We start from the raw sequence: 20574 nt of genomic DNA, 5'->3' as shown, positions 1-20574 counted from the left end.
CTCAGCGACGGGCCGGTGCGGTCACCGGTACAGGGAAGCGGGTGGGTTTGGTCAGGGCGTGGGCCAGTCGTCGACGAGCGCGGTGCAGCCGGACCGCCGCAGCGGTGCGGGTGCAGCCGAGTACGGTGGCGGCCTCGGCGACCGTCAGTTCCTCCCAGCCGATCAGCCGGAGGAGTTCCTGGTCCGGCTCGGCGAGGGTGGCCAGCGCCGCGCGCACATCGGCGACCGCCACCCCCGCGTCCGCGCCGGGTACGGTCGGTTCGCCGTACGTCGTCGGCTCCGGGGCGGACCGCCGACTCCGCCAGTGGTTGGCCAGCAGCCGCCGAGCCACCCCGTACAGCCAGGGCAGGCCCGCGTCGGGCACCTCGGCGCGTCGGCGCCAGGCGACCATGAAGACCTCCTGGGCCAGCTCCGCCGCCGCCTCCGGGTCGACCAGTCGGCGCCGGCCGTAGTTGACGACGTACGGGAAGTGCGCGGTGTAGAGCGTGGTGAACCAGTCCTCGTCGCGCCGGTCCGGTGGACCCATCCGAACTCCTCGTGTCTCGGCGACCATCACCCTGGCTTGTGTCGCCGGGGCGGCGATGATTACCGATCGGGAGCGGTGCGAGGCGCCGGCGTCGTTAACAGGGGCCCCCTGTACCCCAGAAAACGATAAAAGGGGGCCCTTCCTTTCACCCGCTGTCAGGCGAGCTGCGCGAGGGTGTGTGGCACCTCGTCGAGCAGTTCCCGGGCCAGGAAGCCGAGCCGGCCGTACCGGGGGGCGAGCCGCTGACCGCTCACCGCGTGTACCCAGGCGGCCCAGCAGGCCGCCTGGGCCGGTTCGGCGCCCCGACCGAGCAGCCCGGTCAGGATCCCGGCCAGCACGTCACCGCTGCCCGAGGTGCCCAACCCGGTGTCGCCGCTCTCCTCCCGCCACGATTCCCCGTCCGGGGTGGCGATGTGGCTGCGCAGCGACACGACGCTGCCGTACCGGCGGGCCAGCTCGGCCGCGTCGGCGTCGGGGTCGGGGCCGGGCTCCCGGCCCAGCAGGTGTTCCGCCTCGGTCAGGTTCGGGGTGAGCACGGCGGGCGCCTTCCGGCCGGCGAGCAGCTCCGGTTCGTGGCTGAGTGCCCCCAGCGCGTAGGCGTCGAGCAGCAACGCGGTCTCCGGGCGGGCGGCGGCCAGCACGTGCCGCAGCAGCGCGGTGGTCTCGTCGATGTCGTTGAGACCGGGGCCGACGGTGATCGCGTCCGCCCGGCCCACCAGGTCGGCCAGCCGGTCGTCGGGCCGCCCGGCCACGGCGCCGTCGTCGGTCTCGGCCAGGCCGATGACCAGCGCCTCGGGCACCTCGATGCTGAGTGCGGTGGCCGTCGACCCGGCGACCGCGAGTTGCAGTACGCCGGCACCGGCCCGCAGCGCGGCCAGCCCGGCCAGCAGCACGGCACCGGGGGTGAACCGTGACCCGCCGACGACCAGGACGGTGCCCCGGGCGCCCTTGCCGCCGTCCGGCATCGGCAGTGCCCAGTCGCGCAGCAGTCCCGGGGTGATGATCCGTGGCTCAGACCGGTTCGGCATCGACCTCTTCCTCCCGGGTGGCGGTGGTGTTCTCCCGACGCAGGTGGTCGACGTTGTTGAAGGTGACCAGGCGCAGCGTTCCCGACCGGTCGGCGGACCAGCCGGTCACCGAGCAGTTGGCCACGGTGGTGGATCGGGCGATCTCCATCAGCGACGACTCGTCCAGCCCGTCCACCAGATAACGAAGCAGCAGCACGATCGCCTCGTGGCCGAACAGGATGACCCGTTCCCCGGCGTGGTCGCGGCGCAGGTCGCCGAGCAGGGCGCGTAGCCGCAGCGCCACGTCGGCCCAGGATTCCCCGCCGGGCGGTCGGTAGTAGAACTTGCCCAACCGGGTCCGCCGGGCCGCCTCGTCGGGATAGCGGGCCCGGACGCCCCGGCCGGTCAGCAGATCCAGGATGCCCAGCTCCCGGTCCCGCAGCCGCTCGTCCACGCTGGCCGCGATGTCCGTACCGGCCAGGGTCGCCTCGGCGGTCTGCGCCGTCCGCCGGTACGGCGACACCACGGCCACGGTGGGCCGGTCGTCCGGGGGGAGGCCGGTCAGCCACCGCCCGGTCGCCGCGGCCTGTTCCCGACCCAACGGCGACAGCGGTACGTCCGCGTCCCGGTCGGCCAGGTCGATCAGTTCCACCCCGTCGGCCTCGGCCCGGGCCGCCGCAACGTTGCCGACGCTCTCACCGTGCCGGACGATCCACAGCTGGTCCAGTTCCGCCATGCCGGATCCCCTACCCTGCCGCCGGGCCGCCCTAACGGGGTCCGGTCGACGGTGGCTGGGACCGGGGCGGTGGACGTGCCAGCCGGCCGGGTGGGACCGGCGGTGGGGCGGGCCGGTCGGGTGGACCGGCCCGCCCCGCCGGTCAGGAGGTGAACACGTTGAACGTGTAACCGGTCTGCGTGTGCGCCCGCGAGAACGCGTTGCTGATCGGGGTGTAGTTGCTCTGCTCGGTGCCGGCCGGGCTGGTCGGGCACGGCCCGGACCCCTCCGTGCCGTTGGTCAGGATGCCGTACGCCTTGCTGTCCAACTCGCTGAACAACGGGCCGCCGCTGTCACCGCTGCGCATGCAGAGGTTGGTGTTGATGCCGCCGTCCCGGCCGGTGATCTCACCGCACCGGGTTCCGGGGCGGTAGCCGATGTTGGTGTGGTAGCCGCTGTTCGGGTTGTCGTCGGCGCTTCCCGTGCCGCAGACCACCCAGCCCAGGTGGACGCCGCTGTAGCTGTAGTAGCCCGTGATTCCGAACGTGCCGTCGGTGCACGCCTGGGTGCCCTCGCCGGCCACGCAGTAGGAGTTGACCAGGTTGCGGGGGCCGGTGCTGGGCAGCCAGTAGGTCGCCCAGTTGGTCGAGCTGGTGGTCTGGAAGGGCAGGATGGCGAAGTCCCACGGGTACGCGGAGGTGCCATCGGCGTTGGCGTTCTCGAAGTTGCCCGACTCGCTCCCGATGGGCGTCCGGTTGGTGTCGGAGCTGGAGTAGCTGAGCGTGGTGCCGGCCTTGTTGGCGCCGACCAGGCAGTGACCGGCGGTCAGGGCGTATCCCCAGCCACGGTTGTCGGTCACGTTGAAACCGTTCGTGCACTGCCCCCAGCTGGCGTTGAGGGCATCGCCGTCGGGATAGACGGGGCCGGGCTGGTTCCGCAGCACGTCGAGCCGCATCCCGCCGCGTAGCGGCTTGCCGCAGAGGCTGGGCCGGCAGCTGGGCGTGTTCACCAGACCCTGTCGGAACGGGCCGGCGAGGCTGCCCATCCGCTGTCGCCCACCGATCAGCTGGCGGATCACCGCGGCGTCGGGGTGCCGGTTCACCTCGGCGGTGACCCGGGGGTCCGGGGTGTCCGGCGCGGCGTCGACGAGCCGCCGTCGCTGGGCGGCGCTGGCCCGGGCGGTCCGTTCCTCGCCGGCGTGCTGGTAGACCGCGACCACGTTGTGCTCGACGTCGACCGTGGCCTCCGCGACCCGGTTGCGGCCGCCGGACCGGTTCAGCCGGGCGTCGATGTCGGCCGCCACCTGGTTGAGGTGCCTGATCGAGTACTTCGCCGGCACCACCCTGAGGTGGTCCGCGTCCCGTACCGTCCGGACGGCCCTTCGGACGGTTGCCGGGTCGGTGGCGTGGATCACCAACACGCCGCCGTCGGCCTGGTCCAGCACGGAGCCCGCGAAGGCGTCCGGGTAACGCGCGCTGAGCGCCGTCTCCAGCACCGGATCGAGTCGTTGCAGGTCGAGCCGGCGCAGCGCTTCGGACTCGGATATGCCGTACTGCGCGGTCAGGTAGGCGACGGATCCCCGTGCCTGCGCCACGGTGACCGGCGGTGGCGTGTCCACCGCGAGCGCGGGGGCCTGCAGGACCAGCAGGCCGCCCGCCGCCGCGAGCAGCACGCCGCCGGAGATGGCGGCCAGCCGTTTCTTCGTCCTCATCCTGGGTTCTCCATCCAGCTACGGACAACACGGGGTCGGCTCGACGTCAGGCCACGGGCCAACCCCTTTCGGCGCCGGCCATGGACCACTCGTCGCTGTTCCAAGCACAGACCGGCGTGGCCCGAGCATAAGTTTTTGATCAATGCGATCGCTGTCCCGGCGGAACGGGTGGATCGGGCAGCGCTCATGAGGCGTCACCCACCGTGAGCTGTTCGCCGCCAGACTGTCGGCTCTATCAGCCTTTTTCGGATAGCTGGCCGGCTCCACCGTCGCTGGGGGTTAATGGTGAATTACGTCATTGCGCCGGGCGGTGTCGCCGGTTGGCTCGGTCGGTGGAGGCGGCCCAGGAAGCGCCGTGCGTTTGTCCTGGCCGGTGGTCGGGTAGCGATCTGTTGACCCGCCGCCGGTTCGGACGGCGTCGGACGGGACGTGTCGGGGGCTCAGATGCCGGTGTTGGACGGGCGGTACCGGCTCGACCGTCGAATCGGGACCGGCGGCATGTCCGAGGTGTGGCGCGCACATGACGAGGTTCTGGACCGACCCGTGGCGATCAAGCTGATCACCCTCCCGTACGCCGATCCGGATGCCGCCGAGACGGTCATCGAGCAGGTCCGCACCGAGGCCCGGTCGGCCGCCCGGCTGTCCCACCCGAACATCGCCGGCGTACACGACTTCGGCCTGGCTCCGGTGCCCGACGGGCCGGCCGCGCCGTACATCGTGATGGAGTTCGTCGAGGGCGAGACGCTGGCGATCCACCTGCGGGCCGGCGCGCTCGACTGGAGCATCGCCGTCCGGGTCTGTGCGGAGGTCAGCGCGGCCCTGGCCGCGGCCCACCTGCACGGCATCGTCCACCGGGACGTCAAGCCGGCCAACATCGTGCTGACCCCGGCGGGGGTCAAGGTGCTCGACTTCGGCATCGCCGCCGCGATCGGCCAGCGCGACCCGGTGGCCCGGGGGGAGGTGGTGGGCACCCCGGCGTTCGTCGCCCCGGAACGGCTCAACGGGGTGGGCGCCAGTCCCGCCACCGACGTGTACGCGGTGGGTGTGCTGCTCTACCTCTGCCTGACTGGGCGCCTGCCCTGGCCGGTGGGGGCCGAACCGGATCGTCCGCTGTCACACGTCTACCGGGCGCCGGACCCGCTCCCGCCGCTGCCCGGACTGCCCATCGACGTCGCCGAACTGTGCCTGCGCTGCCTGTGCTCCGACCCGGCCGCCCGGCCGACCAGCGTCGCCACGGCGCTGCTGCTGGCCGACGCCGTGGACGCCCAGGTCTACGTGCCGGTTGGCGTACTGCCCCCGCCGGTGCCGCGTCCGCGTCAGCCGGTCGACGGGGCCCGGCGGCACGCCGACGCGGACCTGGCGGCGGCCACCGAGGCGGTGCTGGACCCGGCCACCGAGGCCGCGGCCCTGGGCGCGCCCACCGACACCGCTGGCGCATCCGTGGGGTCGGGCGCGCCCGCCGAAGCGGCCGATGGCACCGGTGTCGCCGGGTGCCGGGCCGGGGACCTGCCGCCGGTGGGCGGAGGTCGACACCGGGCCGGTTGACCGCCGGGCCGGTCAACCGCGGGGCCGGTTGACCGTGCCGTGGGAGGGCTCTGGGAACCGGCCGGCCAAACCGGGGGACGCCCGGTCCCGCCGGCCGGACCGGGTCAGCTCACCACTGGGCCCATGGGATGGTCCAGTCGCCCACGCCGTCGCCCATGCCCATCTTCCGGGGGGTGTTGCGGACGTCGACGACGTCGCCGACCTGGAAGGTGTCGTAGAACCACTGGGCGTTCGACGGGCCGACGTTGATGCAGCCGTGCGAGGTGTTGGCCTTACCGTGCGCCCAGATGTTCCAGTCGGCCATGTGGACGAACTCGCCGGTGTAGGAGATCCGGTTGCACAGCTTGATCGGCTCGTCGTAGAAGTTCGGGTCGTTCTTGTCGGTGACGCCGTAGCTGGCCGAGGTCATCCGGTACGAACTCTGCTTGTTGATCAGCACGTGCGGGCCGGAGGCGGTCCAGTAGTTGACCGTCCTGCCGTCGGGCGTCTTCGTCGTGCCGCCCTTGCCCATGCTGACCGGGATGTCCCGGACCAGCTTGCCGTTGATGTAGCACTTCATCCGGTGGCTCTTGCCGTCGGCGATGGCGATCCGGGACGGTCCGATCGTGTAGTGCGTCGCGGCGTTCTCGCCGTAGGTCCCGGAACCCAGGTGGACGCCGTGCAGCTTCACCTCGACGGAGATCCGGGTGCCGGAGGCGAAGTACTTCGCCGGCCGCCAGTGCGCGTTCTGCCCGTCGAGCCACCGCCACCGGCCCTCGACCGGCGGGGACGTCTCGACCTTCATCGCCTTCTCGGCGGCGTCGCGGTCCCGGACCGTCCGGCTGAAGTGGACCATCACCACCTGACCGACGCCGTAGGTGCCGCCCGTCCTGAGCGCGGTCAGCGCGTTGGCCTGGAAGGTGACGTCGGCGACCCCGCTCGGCTTGAGCGTCTTGAAGGTGCTGGTCTGCTCACTGGCCGTCCCGGCCGCGTCGGTGACCGACGCCGTGACCTTGTACGTCTTGTTGTAGCCGAGCTGGCCGGTGGAGCGCCAGGTGCCGTCCTCGGCCAGCTTGCCGGCCACCTTCTGGCCGCCGGCGGTGACCGTGACACCGTTGAGGGTGCCGCCCGCCACCGACACCACGACGGCCTCGTTGGGGGACACCTTGGTGGCGTTCGCCGCCGGGGTCACCGTGACGGTGACCGGGGTCGCGGACGACGGAGCTGGTGCCTCGGGCGAGTTCGGCCCGTTCCAGCTCGCGTCCTTCGGTTTGGCGCCGCCGTCGTTGCACCCGGCAACCGCGAATCCAGCGGCTACCCCCGCGCCAAGCGCGACGACTTTCCTGCGAGTGACCATCAGTTTCCTCCCGCGCGGAATGGTACTGGTAAGCGGCCCTCCGCGCGTGTCCCGCCCACCCGCGCCGCTCCGGGCCGGCCTGGAGCAGCCACTCAGCGGGGATGGACCCGCTGGTCAGCCGGGCGGACCCACCGGTCAGGCCGGGCCCGACCGGCCGGTCGGCCGGCGCGTGGTGGCTGGTCAGGCCGGCCTTCGGTGGTCGGTCGGTCGCCTCGTCATGGCTGGTCAGGCCGGTCTGCCCTGGCCGGCCCGGCCGGTCAGCCGGCCGACCGGGCGGCTGGCCAGGCCGATTGGTCATGGTCGGCCCGGCCGGTCGGCCGGCGGATCCCGTGGCCGGTCAGGACGGGCCGCGGCGACCGTCGGCGCGGGCGGCGGCGGCCAGGAACGCGTTGTACCGGGCCAACTCGTCCTCCTCGCCCGCCGCCTCGGCCCGGTCGGCGGCCCGGTCCAGCCGGGCCTGCTCCCGTTCGTCGGCCCGGATCCACTGCCGCACCAGGACGAGCATCACCACGGCCGCCGGGATCTCCCCGAAGGCCCAGGCGATGGCCGCGCCGAGATGCTGGTCGGACAGCGGCGCGGAGGCCCAGGACGGGTGCAGCGGCGTGTACCACTCGGGGGCGATCAGGGTGTTCGACTGCAACAGCACGATGCCGAAGAACGCGTGGAAGCTCATCGCCGCGAAGTGGATGATGACCAGCAGCGGCGCGCTCAACCGGCGCCGACCGGGATCGATGCCGATCAGCACCCAGAACAGCAGGTAACCGGCCAGCACGAAGTGGGTGAGCATGGCCAGGTGACCGAGGTGGTAGCGCATCAGCGTGCCGAGCAGGTCGCTGAAGTAGAGCCCGTAGAGGCTCGTGATGTAGATGGCCAGCGCCACCAGCGGATGGGTGAGCAGCCGGGTCAGCCGGCTGTGTACCAGGATCAGCAGCCACTCCCGGGGACCACGTACCTCGGGATCGGCGGGCCGGCGCAGGGCACGCAGCGCGAGGGTCAGCGGGGCGCCGCTGACCAGCAGGATGGGTACGGCCATCGACAGCACCATGTGCTGGGCCATGTGCGCGCTGAACAGCACGTAGGCGTAGCGGGCGAAGCCCAGGCTGGTGACGACGGTGAGCAGCGCCCAGCCGGCCAGCCAGCAGGCGGTCCGGACCACCGGCCAGGCGACGCCCGCCCGGTGCAGCCGCCGGACCGCCAGCAGGTAACCGCCGACCCCGAAGACCGCCGCGGTCAGGAAGAACATGTCCGGCAGCAGGTTGCCGACCAGGTGTCCGGGGGTCAGCGCCGGTGGCGTCGGGAAGCCGATCAGCGCGGTTACCGGGTCCGGGTCCACCGGGTCCGACGGCACCGGGGTGGGACTGCGGGACAGCGCCACGGCGAGCCCGAAGGTGGCACCGAAGAGAATCATCTCCCCGGCGGCGAGCCGGCCGAAGGCGCCCGGCCGGCCGGCCCGCAGCGCCGGCAGGGTGGCCGCCCGGTGTCGCGCGCCGAACCCGCCGAGCAGGACCAGCGCGACCAGTTTGCCGAGCACCAGCAGCCCGTACCGGGATCCCCACAGTTCGTGCCAGCCGCCGAGCCGGACCCAGGCGTTGGCCACGCCGCTGACCGCGACGCAGCCGAAGCAGACCAGCGCCAGCCGGACGTACCGGGTCGCCGCCGCGGCCAGCACCGGGGTACGGCGTACGACGAGCAGCCCGCCGAGGCCACCCACCCAGAGCGTCGCGGCCAGCACGTGCAGGGCCAGGCTGGTCACCGCGACCTGATGGTTGCCGGCGGCCGCGGAGTGACCGGTGAAGGTCGGTGGCAGCACGGTGACCACGGCGAGCGCGGCGGTGCCCGCGGCCGTGCCACGCGACACGGCGACCCGGGACAGCACGGCCAGGACCAGCGCCAGGCCGGCCTGCCAGGCCAGGGCCTGGCCCTGGGAGACGGAGACCGCGAAGTTCACCACCATGCCCGGCCGGAGCCGCGACACCGGCTGACCGAGCAGGTCGGACAGGGTCAGCACCAGCAGGGCCAGCGAGGACAGCGCCCAGCCGACGGCGACCGGAGTCACCCGGCGCAGCAGCAGGTAGCCCCGGGCCGAGACGCTCGGTCCGTCCCCGGGCAGCAGGAAGGCCGCGGTGACGGTGAGCCCCACCGCGGCGGTGGCCAGGACGTCCAGGGCCAGCCGAACCACCGGCAGCCCCCACGAGGTGAGCCGGCCCGGCTCGGGCAGCCCGGGAATCACCGGGCTCAGGCCGTGGCCGACCGCCAGCGCCAGGGCCAGGACCGCCAGTCCGGCCGCGCCGACCGCCACGGGCAGCCACCAACGGCGCCGACCACCAGTCGGCGCCGCGACCGTCGTGTTCCCGGCCGGCAGGGTCGTATCGGTAGCGCTCACCGGTCCACCATGCCCGTATTCGGCCCGATCGGGGTCATTTCCGCCACCCCGGCAGCCGGCGCCGCGGCGGCGGATCGAACGGTCCGGGCTCGGCCGGGCGGTTCAGTCGGCGCCGGGCGAGGGTGACACCCAGGGCGGCGATCACCAGCGCCAGGACGGCCAACACGATCCATTCGGCCGGTGAGGTGCGGCGCGCGGGACCGGCGGCGGGATTCACCGTACCGGCCGGGGTGCCGGCGGAGCCGGTCGGCGACGCCGCGCCGGCGGCGACCGGACTCGCGGACGCCGCGCCGGCGGCACCCGCCGAGGGTGACCCGGCGGTGGTGGCCGGCACGGCGACGGTGAACCGGAACTCGCCCTGCACCGGGTGCCCGTCCCCGGACGCGACCCGCCAGGCCACCCGGTACGCGCCCGAGGGCAGCGGGCGGACCCGCTGGTGGACCGTCCCGTCCACCACCCGCACCCGGCCGTCGGAGTAGCTCGCGCCGTCCGCGCCGGTGACCACCACGGTGCTGAAGTCACCCCGGACCACCTCGGCGAAGGTCAGGGTGACCTCGTCGACCTGCCGCTTGACCGTGGAACCGGCCTTCGGGTCGGTTGTGCGCAGCGCGGCGTGCGCCGAGGCGGGGGTGGCCGTACCGGCGAGCAGGAGCGGGCCGGCCACCAGCGACGCCAACAGCGTGCGGAGCCAGGCCGGCGCTCGGCCGTTCCGGAGGATTCCAGGCATGGCCCAATAGTCGCCCGGACCGCTCCGGGAGTTCCCGGCGCCCCCGGTGTCGAGCCCGGCAGATCACATCCGGCCCCACCCCGAGCGGGTACGGCACGGTTGGGCGCCGAGGGACATTTCGCGGCCGGGGCGGCGTTTGCCGGTATTGACCACGGGTACGCCGCAGCACAGTCCCGGACGGTTCCCGCACCATCGGCCAGACCGGTCGGGACCGTCGTGGCGGGGGTGCCGGCCAGCCGGTCGGGACCGTCATGGCGGGGGTGCCGGCCGGCCGACCGGGTCCCGCGGGATTCGGCCGGCGCCGGCCGAACAGGGGAGAGGTGGCACAAGTGCAGGAGATCGTCGGGGAGAGCCTGGCCCGCCGGCTGGTGGAATGGGGCGTGGACACCGTCTTCGGGCTGCCCGGGGACGGCATCAACGGGCTGATGGAAGGGTTCCGGCGGCACCGCGACAAGCTGCGTTTCGTGCTCGTCCACCACGAGGAGGCGGCGGCGTTCATGGCCACCGGGTACGCCAAGGCCACCGGCCGGCTCGGGGTCTGCTGCGCCACCTCCGGTCCGGGCGCCATCCACCTGCTCAACGGCCTGTACGACGCCAAGCTGGACCACGCCCCGGTGCTGGCCATCACCGGCATGCAGGAGACCTCGGTGCTGGGCTCGCGCTACCAGCAGGAGGTGCACACCACCCACCTCTACCAGGACGTCGCCGCGTACAACCTGATGGTGACCAACCCGCAGCAGATGCCGGCGGTGGTCGACCTGGCGATCCGGGAGGCGCTGTCGAAGCGGACCGTCGCGCACCTGACCTTTCCGAACGACGTGCAGGTGGCGGCGGCCGCCGACGACCCGTACCGGCACGTCAGCCCCGGCACCCCACCGGCCAGCGCCCCGACCGTGGGCCGGCCCGTACTGCCGGCCGGCGAGGACGAGTTACGGCGGGCCGCCGCGGTGCTGGGCGCCGGGAAGAAGATCGCGATGCTGGTCGGTGCCGGCGCCCGGGACGCCCGGGACGAGGTGCTCGCGGTGGCCGAGGCGCTGGGCAGCCCCATCGTCAAGACGCTGCCCGGCAAGCAGGTGGTGCCGGACGACCACCCGCTGACCACCGGCGGGCTCGGGCTGCTCGGCACCCGGCCCAGCGAGGAACTGATGGAGGAGTGCGACACGTTGCTGATGGTCGGCACCTCCTTCCCGTACGGGAGTTTCCTGCCCGAGCCGGGTCAGGTGCGGGTGGTGCAGATCGACACCGACCCGAGCCTGATCGGGATGCGGCTGCCGGTCGAGGCGCCGGTGGCCGCCGACGCGCGGCTGGCGCTGCGTCAGCTGCTGCCGATGCTCACCCGCCGCCAGGACCGGAAGTTCCTGGAGAAGTACCAGAAGGCGATGGCGGGCTGGCGGTCGGACATGGCCGCGCTCCAGGACGCGGGGCGGGACCCGATCGCGCCGCAGTACCTGATCGGCTGCGTGGACGAGGCGGCGGCGCAGGACGCGATCCTGACCTGTGACTCCGGGACGATCGCCACCTGGGCGGCCCGGCACTGGACGATCCGGGGCGGTCGGGAGTTCTACCTGTCGGGCAACCTGGCCACGATGGCGCCGGGCCTGCCGTACGCGATCGCCATGCAGCAGGCGTACCCGGGTCGGCAGGTGATCGCGTTCGTCGGGGACGGCGGGTTCGCCATGCTGATGGCCGAGTTCCTCACCGCCGTCCGGCACGAACTGCCGGTCAAGGTGATCATCAACAACAACAACTCGTACGGCCAGATCCTGTGGGAGCAGATCATCCTCGGCTACCCCGAGTACGCGGTCCGGCACCGCGAACCGGTCCCGGACTTCGCCGCCTGGGCCACCGCGTGTGGCGGGTACGGCGTCAAGGTGAAGCGTTCCGGTGACCTCGCGGCGGCGGTCCGCGCCGCGCTGGCGCACCCCGGACCGGCGCTGGTGGACTGCGACGTCAACCCGAACGAGCCGCCGATGCCGGGCAAGGTGAAGTACGAGCAGGCGAAGCGGTTCACCGAGGCGTTCCTGCGAGGGCAGCCGCACCGCACGGCCACCCTGGCGACGGTGGCCCGCGACAAGATCAACGAGTTGCGGTCATGATCCCGCCCGACGACCTCGACCGGGACCCACTGGTCCGCCCACACCGACCGTCGGTCCGGCGTCCGAGTCGACCGCCGGTCCGGTGCGCGAGTCGATCACCGGTCCGGCGGTTCGGGCGCGTCGACGGCTCGGGGACGAGACCGCCGGGTCCGGCGGGGAGAACGTGGTGAGCAGGGTGCGTGGGGGACGGCTGGCGGTGCGGACCGGCGCCGCCGGGCGGATGCTCTGGGGTACGGCTCTGCTGACCGCCCCCGGCGTCATGCTGCGGGCCCTCGGCGGCCAGCGGACCGATCTGGCCGTGGCGACGCTGCGGGTGCTCGGCGTCCGACACCTGGCCCAGGGGGTCGCGACGGTCTGGCGGCCCGGCGGTGCCGTGCTGGCGGCCGGGGCCGGAGCGGACGCGTTGCACGGCGCGACGGCCGTGCTGCTGGCCGCCCTGGACCGGCGCCAGCGGGGTCCCGCGCTGGTCGAGACCGGGCTGGCGTTCGCCTGGGTCGGCGTTGCGGCCCGCGTGTCCGCCCGCTCCCGACACTGATCTCTCAACCAAACCCCGCCCCACCCAACCCCGCCGCCTGGAGCGATCTCGCTGATCCCCGCCAGGCCCTCCGGGCACCGACGGCCCCGCCCCCGTCCCGGCTGAGATCTTGGAATCCACACCCCCCGCCAGGGGTCAACGGATTCCAAGATCTGGCGAGACTCCGCCCATTCCGCGACGGTCATAACCGTCGGGACGGCTGTGCCGGCCACGCCGAGCAGTGGAAGGGCGTGGTCGAGGGTGCCGAACGGTCGGGCGTACCGGGGGAAGACCGCGAACACCCGACGGGACCGGCCGGTGCCACGTGCGCTGCGCCGGACCTGGGGCATGGGCCACACCTGCGCGGGTGACAGGTCGCCGTCCGGCCGGCGCCGCGGCCCGCGAACCGGCACTGATCCTCGCTCCCCGCGTGCCGGGGTGACGCCCGTCGGGCCGTGCCGGTACCCGGGCCGCCCGTCGGGCCGTGCGGGTACCCGGGCCGCCCGCGGGTCGGGGGGTGACGCCCGTCGGGCCGCGCGGGTACCCGGGCCGGTCGGGCTGAAACCGGTGGGCAGGTTAGCTCCGGGCCCCGCCGGGAACGCGGGGCCGACGGGCAGGTTTCGGTACGCGGGGCCGGCCGGGCGGGTTTCGGTACGCGGGGCCGGCCGGGCGGGTTTCGGTACGCGGGGCCGGCCGGGCGGGTTTCGGTACGCGGGGCCGGCCGGTGGTTTCGGTACGTGGGACCGGCCGGGCGGGTTCCGGGACGTCAGTCGGATTGTTCGAGTCGGTCGGGTTGGGTGGGACGGATCGGTGGGGCGGATCGACCCTGCGGTCCGGTCGCCAGTGGAGGGGAGCCGGGATGGGTTCGCGTCACGCGCAGGTCGCCGTCGTCACCGGCGCGACCGCCGGGGTGGGTCGAGCGGTGGTCCGGGAACTGGCGGCCCGAGGTACCCGGATCGCCCTGGTCGCCCGCGGCTCGACCGGGCTCGAGGCGGCCGCCGCGGAGGTACGCGCGGCCGGTGGTGAGGCGTTGCCGATCGAGACCGACGTCGCCGACCACCGTCAGGTCGAGGCCGCCGCCGCGCGGGCCAGCGCCGAACTGGGCCCCATCGACCTGTGGATCAATGACGCGTTCACCTCGGTCTTCGCCCCGTTCGCCGAGGTGGACCCGGAGGAGTTCCGGCGGGTGACCGAGGTGACCTACCTGGGGTACGTCTACGGGACGCGGGCCGCGCTGGACCGGATGCTGCCCCGCGACTCCGGCACGATCGTGCAGGTCGGATCGGCCCTGGCGTACCGGTCGATCCCGCTCCAGTCGGCGTACTGCGGGGCCAAGCACGCGATCGTGGGATTCACCGAGTCGTTGCGGACCGAGCTGCTGCACTCGGGCAGCCGGGTCCGGGTGACCCAGGTCCACCTGCCGGCGGTGAACACACCCCAGTTCGACTGGGTACTGTCCCGGCTGAGCCGGCACGCGCAACCGGTGCCGCCGATCTACCAGCCCGAGGTGGTGGCCCGGGCGATCGTGCACGCCGCCGACCACCCCAACCGCCGGGAGTACTGGGTGGGTGCCTCCACCGTCGGCACGATCCTGGCCAACCGGGTGATCCCGGGACTGCTGGACCGCTACCTCGCGCGCACCGGCTTCAAATCCCAGCAGACCGACGAGCCGGCCGATCCGCGTCGTCCGTCGAACCTGTGGCAGCCGGTCGACGACGGACACGGCATGGACTTCGGCGCCCACGGAGCATTTGGCGATCGGGCACACGGGCGCAGCCCGCAGATCTGGTTGTCCCGGCACCGGCCGCTGTTGGCCGGCGCCGCCGTCGCGGCCGGAGCGGCGGGCGCGGCCGTCGCCGTAGCGCTACGCCGCTGACCGGTAAGGAAGGGCACCTTCTTATCGCTTTTTGTAGAACAAGGGCCCCCTGTTAACCACCCCGGGAGTGGATCACCTCGGCCGATCCGTCGACATCCATCCATTGACGACGACGTCTTCGCCTCCTAGAGTCCGGTCACAACTTTTCGGCGAGTTTCGGAAATCTTGCAGAAAATGTGCAGGCGCTGGAGGCAGCCATGCGCACCGCCGTACCCCCGTCCGGTCGATTTTCCGGTCGCCGCGCCGCCGCGGTCCTCGTCGCCACCCTGCTCGCCGCGGGCCTGGTCGTCGCCCGGCCCGATGCGGATCGTGCGGCGGCCTCGCCGCCCGGCGGCCACGACGTGACCGCCACGCTGTTCCAGTGGCGGTTCGACTCGGTCGCCACCGCCTGCACCGGCACGCTCGGCCCCAAGGGGTACGGGTTCGTCGAGGTGTCCCCGCCACAGGAGCACATCCAGGGCGGACAGTGGTGGACGTCGTACCAGCCGGTCTCGTACCGGATCGCCGGCCGGCTCGGCTCCGAGGCGTCGTTCCGGTCCATGGTGGCCAGCTGCCACGGCGCCGGGGTCAAGGTGATCGCGGACGCGGTGATCAACCACATGACGGCCGGCTCGGGCACCGGCACCGGGGGTTCCTCGTACACCAAGTACGACTACCCCGGGTACTACCAGGTGCAGGACTTCCACTCCTGCCACAGCCCGGTGACCAACTACACCGACCGGTGGAACGTGCAGAACTGCGAACTGGTCAACCTGGCCGACCTGAACACCGGCAGCGACTACGTCCGGGGCCGGATCGCCGGATACCTGAACAGCCTGCTGGGCATGGGCGTGGACGGGTTCCGGATCGACGGGGCGAAGCACATCGCGGCGGCCGACCTGGCGGCGATCAGGAGCAGACTGTCCAACCCGGGCGTCTTCTGGGCGCAGGAGGTGATCTACGGTGCCGGCGAGGCCGTGCAGCCGGAGGAGTACACCGGCACCGGCGACGTCGACGAGTTCCGGGCGGCGTACGACCTCAAGCGGATCTTCACCACCGAACGGCTGGCGTACCTGAACAACTGGGGACAGTCCTGGGGATACCTGCCCAGCGGTCAGGCTCGGACCTTCGTCGACAACTGGGACACCGAGCGGAACGGCTCGACGTTGAACTACCGGTACGACGCCACCTACACGCTGGCCAACGTGTACCTGCTGGCCTGGCCGTACGGGGCTCCGAACGTCTACTCGGGTTACGAGTTCAGCGACATCGACGCGGGGCCGCCCAACGGCGGCACCGTGACCGCCTGCTTCAGTGACGGCTGGAAGTGCCAGCACCTCTGGCGGCAGATCGCCAACATGGTGGGCTTCCGCAACGCGGTGGCCGGCACCGCGGTGAACAACTGGTGGTCCAACGGGTACCAGACGATCGCCTTCGGCCGGGGCAGCCGAGGGTACGTGGTGATCAACCACGAGTCGTTCGCGGTGACGCGGACCTTCCAGACCTCGTTGCCGGCGGGTACCTACTGCGACGTCCAACACGGGGACCGGGCTGGCGGCGGCTGCACCGGGCCGACGTACTCCGTCGACTCGGCCGGCCGGTTCACCGCGACGGTCGGCGCGAACGACGCCCTCGCGATCTACGTCTGACCCCTGCCCTTCCGCCGGAGTGCGCGGTGCGGTCCGTGATCGACGAGGAGAGGGCGATCAGGGCGCGCACAGGAAGTGGGCGTCGGCCCAGACCGCCGACGCGGCTCCGGTCGAACTGGTGGCCACCAGCTCGACCGCCGTGGTCGCCGCCGACAGCGGGACGTCCACCTGGGTGGCGCCGTCGGCGGCGGTCCGGGCACCCGAGTCGAAGACCGTGGTGCCGTCCGCCTGCACCGCGAAGGTCACCACCGCGTCGGCGTCGGCGTCACCGATCTCGGTCATGGCCCGCAGCCGGTCGCAGCCGGCGGGTGGGTGGACCCGGATCCGGCTCGGGGTGCGGGTCACCACGGCGTTGGGGTACGAGGCCCCGCCGACCGTGATCGTGCCACCGCCGGTCTCCGCGGGGACCGGGACCAGGCCGGACGCGGCGGCGTCGTCCAGGACCAGCACCTGGTCGCTGAGGTAGCGGGGTGTCTCGGCCTGCGCGGCGGGAGCCGGTGCCGGCACCGGCAGGCCGGGGATGGCGTGCAGGGCGCCACCGGCGAGCAGTACCGCCAGCGCGGCCACCCCGCCGACCATGACCCGGTGCCAGGTGGCGGCCGGTTCCCGCCACCGGGCCAGCGCGCCAACGAGCCGTCGGCCGGCGGGCCCGGTCGCGGTGGGCGGCTCGGCGGGCAGGCCGTCGGGCCCGGCCAGGGGCTGAGCGGCGGGCCCGCCCGGCGTGGCCGGGTCGGCGGCTCGGGCCGGTGTGGGGATACGACGGCGGTGGTCGGGGGAGCCGCCCGGCAGCAGCACTGGCCGGCGCCGGGCCGCGACGTCCTCGATCCAGCCGAAGACGGCCACCGGAACCGAGACGAGCAGCCACACCACGGTGATCCGGAGGGCCACGTTGACCCAGTAGTGCCGGGTGTCGAAGGGGGTGAGCAGAAGCGCCGCGACGAAACCGGCGGGCAGGTGCCACAGGTACACGGTCACCGCCCGGGCGTTCAGCACCGCCACCGCCCGGTGCAGCGGGCGGACCCGGGGCAGCCAGTCGAGCGACGGCCGGAACCGCAGCACGGTGGCGACGAACGCCATCGACCACAGGGTGTTGCCGCCCTGGATCCGGTTGAGGTCGTACGTCCCGGTGAGCACGCCGTCCATCAGGATCCACGTCGCGCCGCCCACCGCGAACGTCGCCACCGCGGCGGCGTACCGGCGGGCCGGGATCCGGCGCAGCAGTCCGTCATGGTGCGCGAAGCCCAGTAGCCAGCAGCCCAGGTAGGTGGTGACGTTGGTGGCCTGATCGGTGAAGTATCCCTCCAGGTGGGCGACGCCGAAGCGGGCGAGCACCGGCAGCAGGGCGGCGACGGCGACGGTGTGCCACGGCCACCGCCGGAACGCGGCCAGCAGCAGCGGGGACAGGACCACGAGCCAGAGGTACGTGACGATGTACCACAGCACGACGTTGAAGGTCCACGCCCAGGGTTGGTCGCCGACCGGCGGCGTCCGGACCGGCAGCACCCACCAGAGCAGTTCGCCCCAGCCCAGGCCCCCGGACGGTCGGGCGCGCCAGCCGGTGACCAGCATGAGCGGCAGGGCGATGGCGCCGAACGCCCACAGCGGCGGCAGCAGCCGGCGCAGTCGGCGGCCCACCGCGGCCGACCCGGTACGGTCGAGCGAGGCGGCCATCAGCGAGCCGGCCAGGGCGAACATCAGCCCCATCGCCGGGAAGAGCACGGTCAACCACAGCCAACCGAAGGCGTGGTACGCGACGACCCGGAACAGTGCGGCGGCTCGCCAGAGGTCCAGGTAGCGGTCCCGTCCGGGCGTGACGACCTGGGGTCTCCCGCGGTCGGTGGGCGGTGCGACCGCGCCCAGTGTCATGAGAGCCTCCCGTCCACGCGCCTGCAACGGTGCCCGGATCGCGTCAGCCGGAAACCTGTGCCCGCCACCGCCGATGACCTCGTGTGACCAGAGTCACGCCGGTCCGTCCCGGCGCGGCCGTCCGACCGGCCACTCAGGTCGCTACCGGCACAGCGGTCCGCCCGGTCGCGCCGGCCGCCGGTGGTCCGGCGCACGGCGGCGCGGACTGCCAGCGGGGGTGCTGAAGGTGGCATGAGCGCTCCCGGTGCGGGGTACATCCAGACCCGCCACAGTCAAGCCGGCGAACCTGGAGAATCGATATGAGAATGCTGATGAAACGGTTTGCGGTCACCGCCGTGGCGCTGCCGCTGGCGGCGGCCGGAGCCAGGGGTCTCAGCCGGGCGATCGAGCGGCGACGCGGACCGTCCCGGGGCAGCGCACTGCTCCGCCAGGCGGCGGACCTGATCCGTCCCCAGAAGAAGCGGTCCCGGTTGCGCCGCTGGCGGTGATCAGACCGCCGGCGGCCGGTCCGCCGCCCGTGCCGGCCGGCTCGGCGACGCCGACCCGGCCGGCGCCGACTCCCGGATGCCGGCGACGGCCGCGTCGGGCTCGATGGTCGTCCCGACATCGGATCCAGCGTCGGCAGACGGCCGAATGTCACACGAGCGGGTGTCCCGCGCGGAACCCTCGGCGCCGGTTCCGGCGTCCGGCTCCCGGCGGCGGGTCCGCCGTCGCAACCACAGGGTGCTGAGTACGCCGCACAGCGCGGCCACCACGAGGGCGGCCCAGGAGAAGTCCTTGAGCCAGCGTTCGGCCACCCGGCCCACCGAGTAGATCAGGTACGTCGTGCCGGCCGCCCAGATCACCCCGCCGGCCGCGTTGGCCAGCAGAAACCTGCGGTACGGCACCCGGAGAGCGCCGGCCAGCGGTCCGGCGAGGATTCGGAGCAGCGCGACGAAGCGGCCGATGAACACCGCCCAGACTCCCCAGCGGGCGAACAACCGTTCCGCCCGGTCGACCTGGTCCGGCCCGAGGTGGTGGGGGAAGCGGCGGCCAAGCCGGTCGAGCAACGGCCGGCCACCACGACGGCCGATGGCGTAGCCGACGGAGTCCCCGATGATGGCGCCGGCCGCCGCGGCGATCGCCACACCCTCTGGGCTGGTCACCCCGGTGGTGGCCAGCAGGGCGGCGCTGACCAGCACGATCTCTCCCGGCAGCGGGATGCCCATGCTCTCGCCGCCGATGACGAGGGCGAGCAGCAGATAGACGCCGAACGCGGGCAGCGTCCCGAGCCAGACCTCCACGTGATGCACCGCGTCTCCCTCCGCCGGGGAAGTACCCTACCGGCCCGATCCTGAGTGGCCGCTGTGCGGACGTACCCACCCCGGGAAAGGAAGGGCCCCCTGTTATCGCTTTTTGTATAGGAAGGGGCCCTTCCTAACTCTTTGCGTGCGCGAGCATGGCTGTCGTCTGGGCGGCCACCGCCAACTCCTCGCGGGGCTCGACCACCAGCACCGGTACCGGGTCGTCGGGGGCCGAGACCGGTCCGTCGTCGGTCCGGTTCGTCGGCCGCGCCGGCGGGCGTACCCCGAGCAGCGACAGCCCGGCGCACACGTCGCGCCGGACCTCGGGCTGGTCCCAGCCGATCTCGCCGGTGAACACCACCGCGTCGAGCCGGTCCAGACCGGTCGAGACGGCGGCGATCTCCCGGCGTACCCGGTGGGCGAAGACGGCCAGCGCCAGCGCCGCGGCCGGGTCCGTCGGTGCCGCCGCGACCAGTTCCCGGGTGTCGTCGGACCGGCCGTCGGACAGACCCAGCAGGCCCGACCCGTGGTGGAGCCCGTCGGCCAGCTCGTCCCGACCCAGCCGGTCGTCGTCGAGCAGCCAGAGCAGCATGCCCGGGTCGACCGCACCGGAGCGTCTGGCCATGGGTACGCCGTCCAGCGGGGTGAAGCCCATCGAGGTGTCCACGCTGCGCCCGTCGCGGACCGCGCAGACCGAGGCGCCGCCACCCAGGTGGGTCAGCACCACCTGCAGCGACCCCACCGGTCGGCCCAGCAACTCGGCGGTGCGGCGCAGCGCGTACGAGTAGGACAGCCCGTGGAAGCCGTAGCGCCGCAGCCCCCAGCGCCGCCGCCACGCCGCGGGCAGCGGGTAGGTCGCCGCGTGCGCCGGCAGGCCCGCGTGGAACCCGGTGTCCGGGCAGACCACCTGGGGTACGTCCGGCAGCCGCTCCCGGAGCAGGTCGAGCAGTCGCAGCGCGGGGGGCAGGTGCAGCGGCGCCAGGTCCACCAGACCGGCCAGTTCGGCGCGGAGCGCGTCGTCCACGAACCGGGGTTCGATGACGAGGTCGCCACCGTGCACCAACCGGTGGCCGACGGCGTCCGGCCGGCCGTGCTCGGCGAGGAACCCGCCGGTGACCCGGGCCGCCTCGGCCGATCCGGGCGGGTCGGCGCGGTCCAGCCGGGGACCGACCACACCGTCCCGGACGTACCCCAGGTGCAGGCTGGACGAGCCGGCGACCACGGTCAACACCCGTGCGGACATCCCGCTCTCCTTCGACGGCCCTTCTTCGACGGCCCGGGGGACTTCGAGGGTCCGGGGACTTCGAGGGTCCGGGGACCGGGCCGGGCGCAGCCGGTCCGGACACCGGGGGTTGGACCCG

Annotated in this window: 16 protein-coding genes; 6 read left to right on the top strand and 10 right to left on the bottom strand. The window is 73.1% G+C overall.

Features of this window, described 5'->3' with window-relative positions; translation table 11 throughout:
* Window position 1: 1 nt before the first annotated feature.
* The 4 genes from ACXN5W_RS11760 to ACXN5W_RS11745 form a co-directional block, all read right to left on the bottom strand.
* Window positions 2-526, bottom strand: a complete 525-nt coding sequence (locus ACXN5W_RS11760; RefSeq protein WP_473158248.1) for an RNA polymerase sigma factor — start codon at window positions 524-526, stop codon at window positions 2-4.
* Window positions 527-681: 155 nt separating this feature from the next.
* Complete coding sequence (locus ACXN5W_RS11755) at window positions 682-1554, bottom strand: NAD(P)H-hydrate dehydratase (protein WP_473158247.1); 873 nt, start codon at window positions 1552-1554, stop codon at window positions 682-684.
* Window positions 1538-2269 (bottom strand): histidine phosphatase family protein, encoded by a 732-nt coding sequence (locus ACXN5W_RS11750; RefSeq protein ID WP_473158246.1) that lies wholly within the window; start codon window positions 2267-2269, stop codon window positions 1538-1540. Before ACXN5W_RS11750 ends, ACXN5W_RS11755 begins: the two co-directional genes overlap by 17 nt.
* A 142-nt stretch (window positions 2270-2411) precedes the next feature.
* Window positions 2412-3959, bottom strand: coding sequence for a chymotrypsin family serine protease (locus tag ACXN5W_RS11745; protein ID WP_473158245.1), 1548 nt, complete (start codon window positions 3957-3959; stop codon window positions 2412-2414).
* Between the two features lie 498 nt (window positions 3960-4457).
* Here ACXN5W_RS11745 and ACXN5W_RS11740 point away from each other — a divergent pair, with 498 nt between their 5' ends.
* Window positions 4458-5504 carry a serine/threonine-protein kinase gene (locus tag ACXN5W_RS11740; RefSeq protein WP_473158244.1) on the top strand — a complete coding sequence of 349 codons (1047 nt, stop codon included), beginning with the start codon at window positions 4458-4460 and terminating at the stop codon, window positions 5502-5504.
* 109 nt (window positions 5505-5613) lie between these two features.
* Here ACXN5W_RS11740 and ACXN5W_RS11735 read toward each other — a convergent pair whose 3' ends face one another.
* From ACXN5W_RS11735 to ACXN5W_RS11725, 3 genes are all read right to left on the bottom strand, one after another.
* Window positions 5614-6840, bottom strand: coding sequence for a L,D-transpeptidase (locus tag ACXN5W_RS11735; RefSeq protein WP_473158243.1), 1227 nt, complete (start codon window positions 6838-6840; stop codon window positions 5614-5616).
* Between the two features lie 337 nt (window positions 6841-7177).
* Window positions 7178-9223: a bifunctional copper resistance protein CopD/cytochrome c oxidase assembly protein gene (locus tag ACXN5W_RS11730; protein WP_473158242.1), complete on the bottom strand. Its 2046-nt coding sequence runs from the start codon at window positions 9221-9223 to the stop codon at window positions 7178-7180.
* Between the two features lie 34 nt (window positions 9224-9257).
* The gene (locus ACXN5W_RS11725; protein ID WP_473158241.1) at window positions 9258-9950 is read right to left on the bottom strand and encodes a copper resistance CopC family protein; all 693 of its coding nucleotides are present in this window, start codon (window positions 9948-9950) and stop codon (window positions 9258-9260) included.
* A 329-nt stretch (window positions 9951-10279) separates the two neighbouring features.
* Here ACXN5W_RS11725 and ACXN5W_RS11720 point away from each other — a divergent pair, with 329 nt between their 5' ends.
* The 4 genes from ACXN5W_RS11720 (at window position 10280) to ACXN5W_RS11705 (ending at window position 16064) form a co-directional block, all read left to right on the top strand.
* Window positions 10280-12046: a thiamine pyrophosphate-dependent enzyme gene (locus tag ACXN5W_RS11720; RefSeq protein WP_473158240.1), complete on the top strand. Its 1767-nt coding sequence runs from the start codon at window positions 10280-10282 to the stop codon at window positions 12044-12046.
* Between the two features lie 166 nt (window positions 12047-12212).
* Window positions 12213-12581, top strand: a complete 369-nt coding sequence (locus ACXN5W_RS11715; RefSeq protein ID WP_473158239.1) for a hypothetical protein — start codon at window positions 12213-12215, stop codon at window positions 12579-12581.
* A gap of 838 nt (window positions 12582-13419) precedes the next feature.
* Window positions 13420-14436: an SDR family oxidoreductase gene (locus ACXN5W_RS11710; protein ID WP_473158238.1), complete on the top strand. Its 1017-nt coding sequence runs from the start codon at window positions 13420-13422 to the stop codon at window positions 14434-14436.
* 197 nt (window positions 14437-14633) lie between these two features.
* Entirely contained in the window at window positions 14634-16064 is a 1431-nt protein-coding gene (locus ACXN5W_RS11705) for an alpha-amylase (protein WP_473158237.1), read from the top strand.
* 57 nt (window positions 16065-16121) lie between these two features.
* On the opposite strand, the gene ACXN5W_RS11700 is transcribed toward ACXN5W_RS11705, so the two are convergent.
* Window positions 16122-17930 carry an acyltransferase family protein gene (locus tag ACXN5W_RS11700; RefSeq protein WP_473158236.1) on the bottom strand — a complete coding sequence of 603 codons (1809 nt, stop codon included), beginning with the start codon at window positions 17928-17930 and terminating at the stop codon, window positions 16122-16124.
* Between the two features lie 311 nt (window positions 17931-18241).
* On the opposite strand from ACXN5W_RS11700, the gene ACXN5W_RS11695 reads away from it, so the two are divergent.
* Complete coding sequence (locus ACXN5W_RS11695; protein WP_473158235.1) at window positions 18242-18418, top strand: hypothetical protein; 177 nt, start codon at window positions 18242-18244, stop codon at window positions 18416-18418.
* Here the strand turns inward: ACXN5W_RS11695 and ACXN5W_RS11690 are convergent, their stop codons facing one another.
* Together ACXN5W_RS11690 and ACXN5W_RS11685 are read right to left on the bottom strand one after the other, a co-directional pair.
* Window positions 18419-19222, bottom strand: a complete 804-nt coding sequence (locus ACXN5W_RS11690; protein WP_473158234.1) for a DedA family protein — start codon at window positions 19220-19222, stop codon at window positions 18419-18421. It abuts the gene before it with no gap.
* A 124-nt stretch (window positions 19223-19346) separates the two neighbouring features.
* Entirely contained in the window at window positions 19347-20456 is a 1110-nt protein-coding gene (locus ACXN5W_RS11685) for an acetate kinase (RefSeq protein WP_473158233.1), read from the bottom strand.
* Between the last annotated feature and the right edge of the window lie 118 nt (window positions 20457-20574).

The sequence above is a fragment of the Plantactinospora sp. A48 genome (assembly GCF_055793945.1).
The sequence above is the reverse complement of the archived record's forward strand: the minus strand, read 5'-3'. Positions and strand labels throughout refer to the sequence as shown.

Excerpts from the sequence above, each read along its gene's own strand:
- ACXN5W_RS11760 (WP_473158248.1), bottom strand. The coding sequence starts at position 526 with ATGGGTCCACCGGACCGGCGCGACGAGGACTGGTTCACCACGCTCTAC.
- ACXN5W_RS11755 (WP_473158247.1), bottom strand. The coding sequence starts at position 1,554 with ATGCCGAACCGGTCTGAGCCACGGATCATCACCCCGGGACTGCTGCGC.
- ACXN5W_RS11750 (WP_473158246.1), bottom strand. The coding sequence starts at position 2,269 with ATGGCGGAACTGGACCAGCTGTGGATCGTCCGGCACGGTGAGAGCGTC.
- ACXN5W_RS11745 (WP_473158245.1), bottom strand. The coding sequence starts at position 3,959 with ATGAGGACGAAGAAACGGCTGGCCGCCATCTCCGGCGGCGTGCTGCTC.
- ACXN5W_RS11740 (WP_473158244.1), top strand. The coding sequence starts at position 4,458 with ATGTCCGAGGTGTGGCGCGCACATGACGAGGTTCTGGACCGACCCGTG.
- ACXN5W_RS11735 (WP_473158243.1), bottom strand. The coding sequence starts at position 6,840 with ATGGTCACTCGCAGGAAAGTCGTCGCGCTTGGCGCGGGGGTAGCCGCT.
- ACXN5W_RS11725 (WP_473158241.1), bottom strand. The coding sequence starts at position 9,950 with ATGCCTGGAATCCTCCGGAACGGCCGAGCGCCGGCCTGGCTCCGCACG.
- ACXN5W_RS11710 (WP_473158238.1), top strand. The coding sequence starts at position 13,420 with ATGGGTTCGCGTCACGCGCAGGTCGCCGTCGTCACCGGCGCGACCGCC.
- ACXN5W_RS11705 (WP_473158237.1), top strand. The coding sequence starts at position 14,634 with ATGCGCACCGCCGTACCCCCGTCCGGTCGATTTTCCGGTCGCCGCGCC.
- ACXN5W_RS11700 (WP_473158236.1), bottom strand. The coding sequence starts at position 17,930 with ATGACACTGGGCGCGGTCGCACCGCCCACCGACCGCGGGAGACCCCAG.
- ACXN5W_RS11695 (WP_473158235.1), top strand. The coding sequence starts at position 18,242 with ATGAAACGGTTTGCGGTCACCGCCGTGGCGCTGCCGCTGGCGGCGGCC.
- ACXN5W_RS11685 (WP_473158233.1), bottom strand. The coding sequence starts at position 20,456 with ATGTCCGCACGGGTGTTGACCGTGGTCGCCGGCTCGTCCAGCCTGCAC.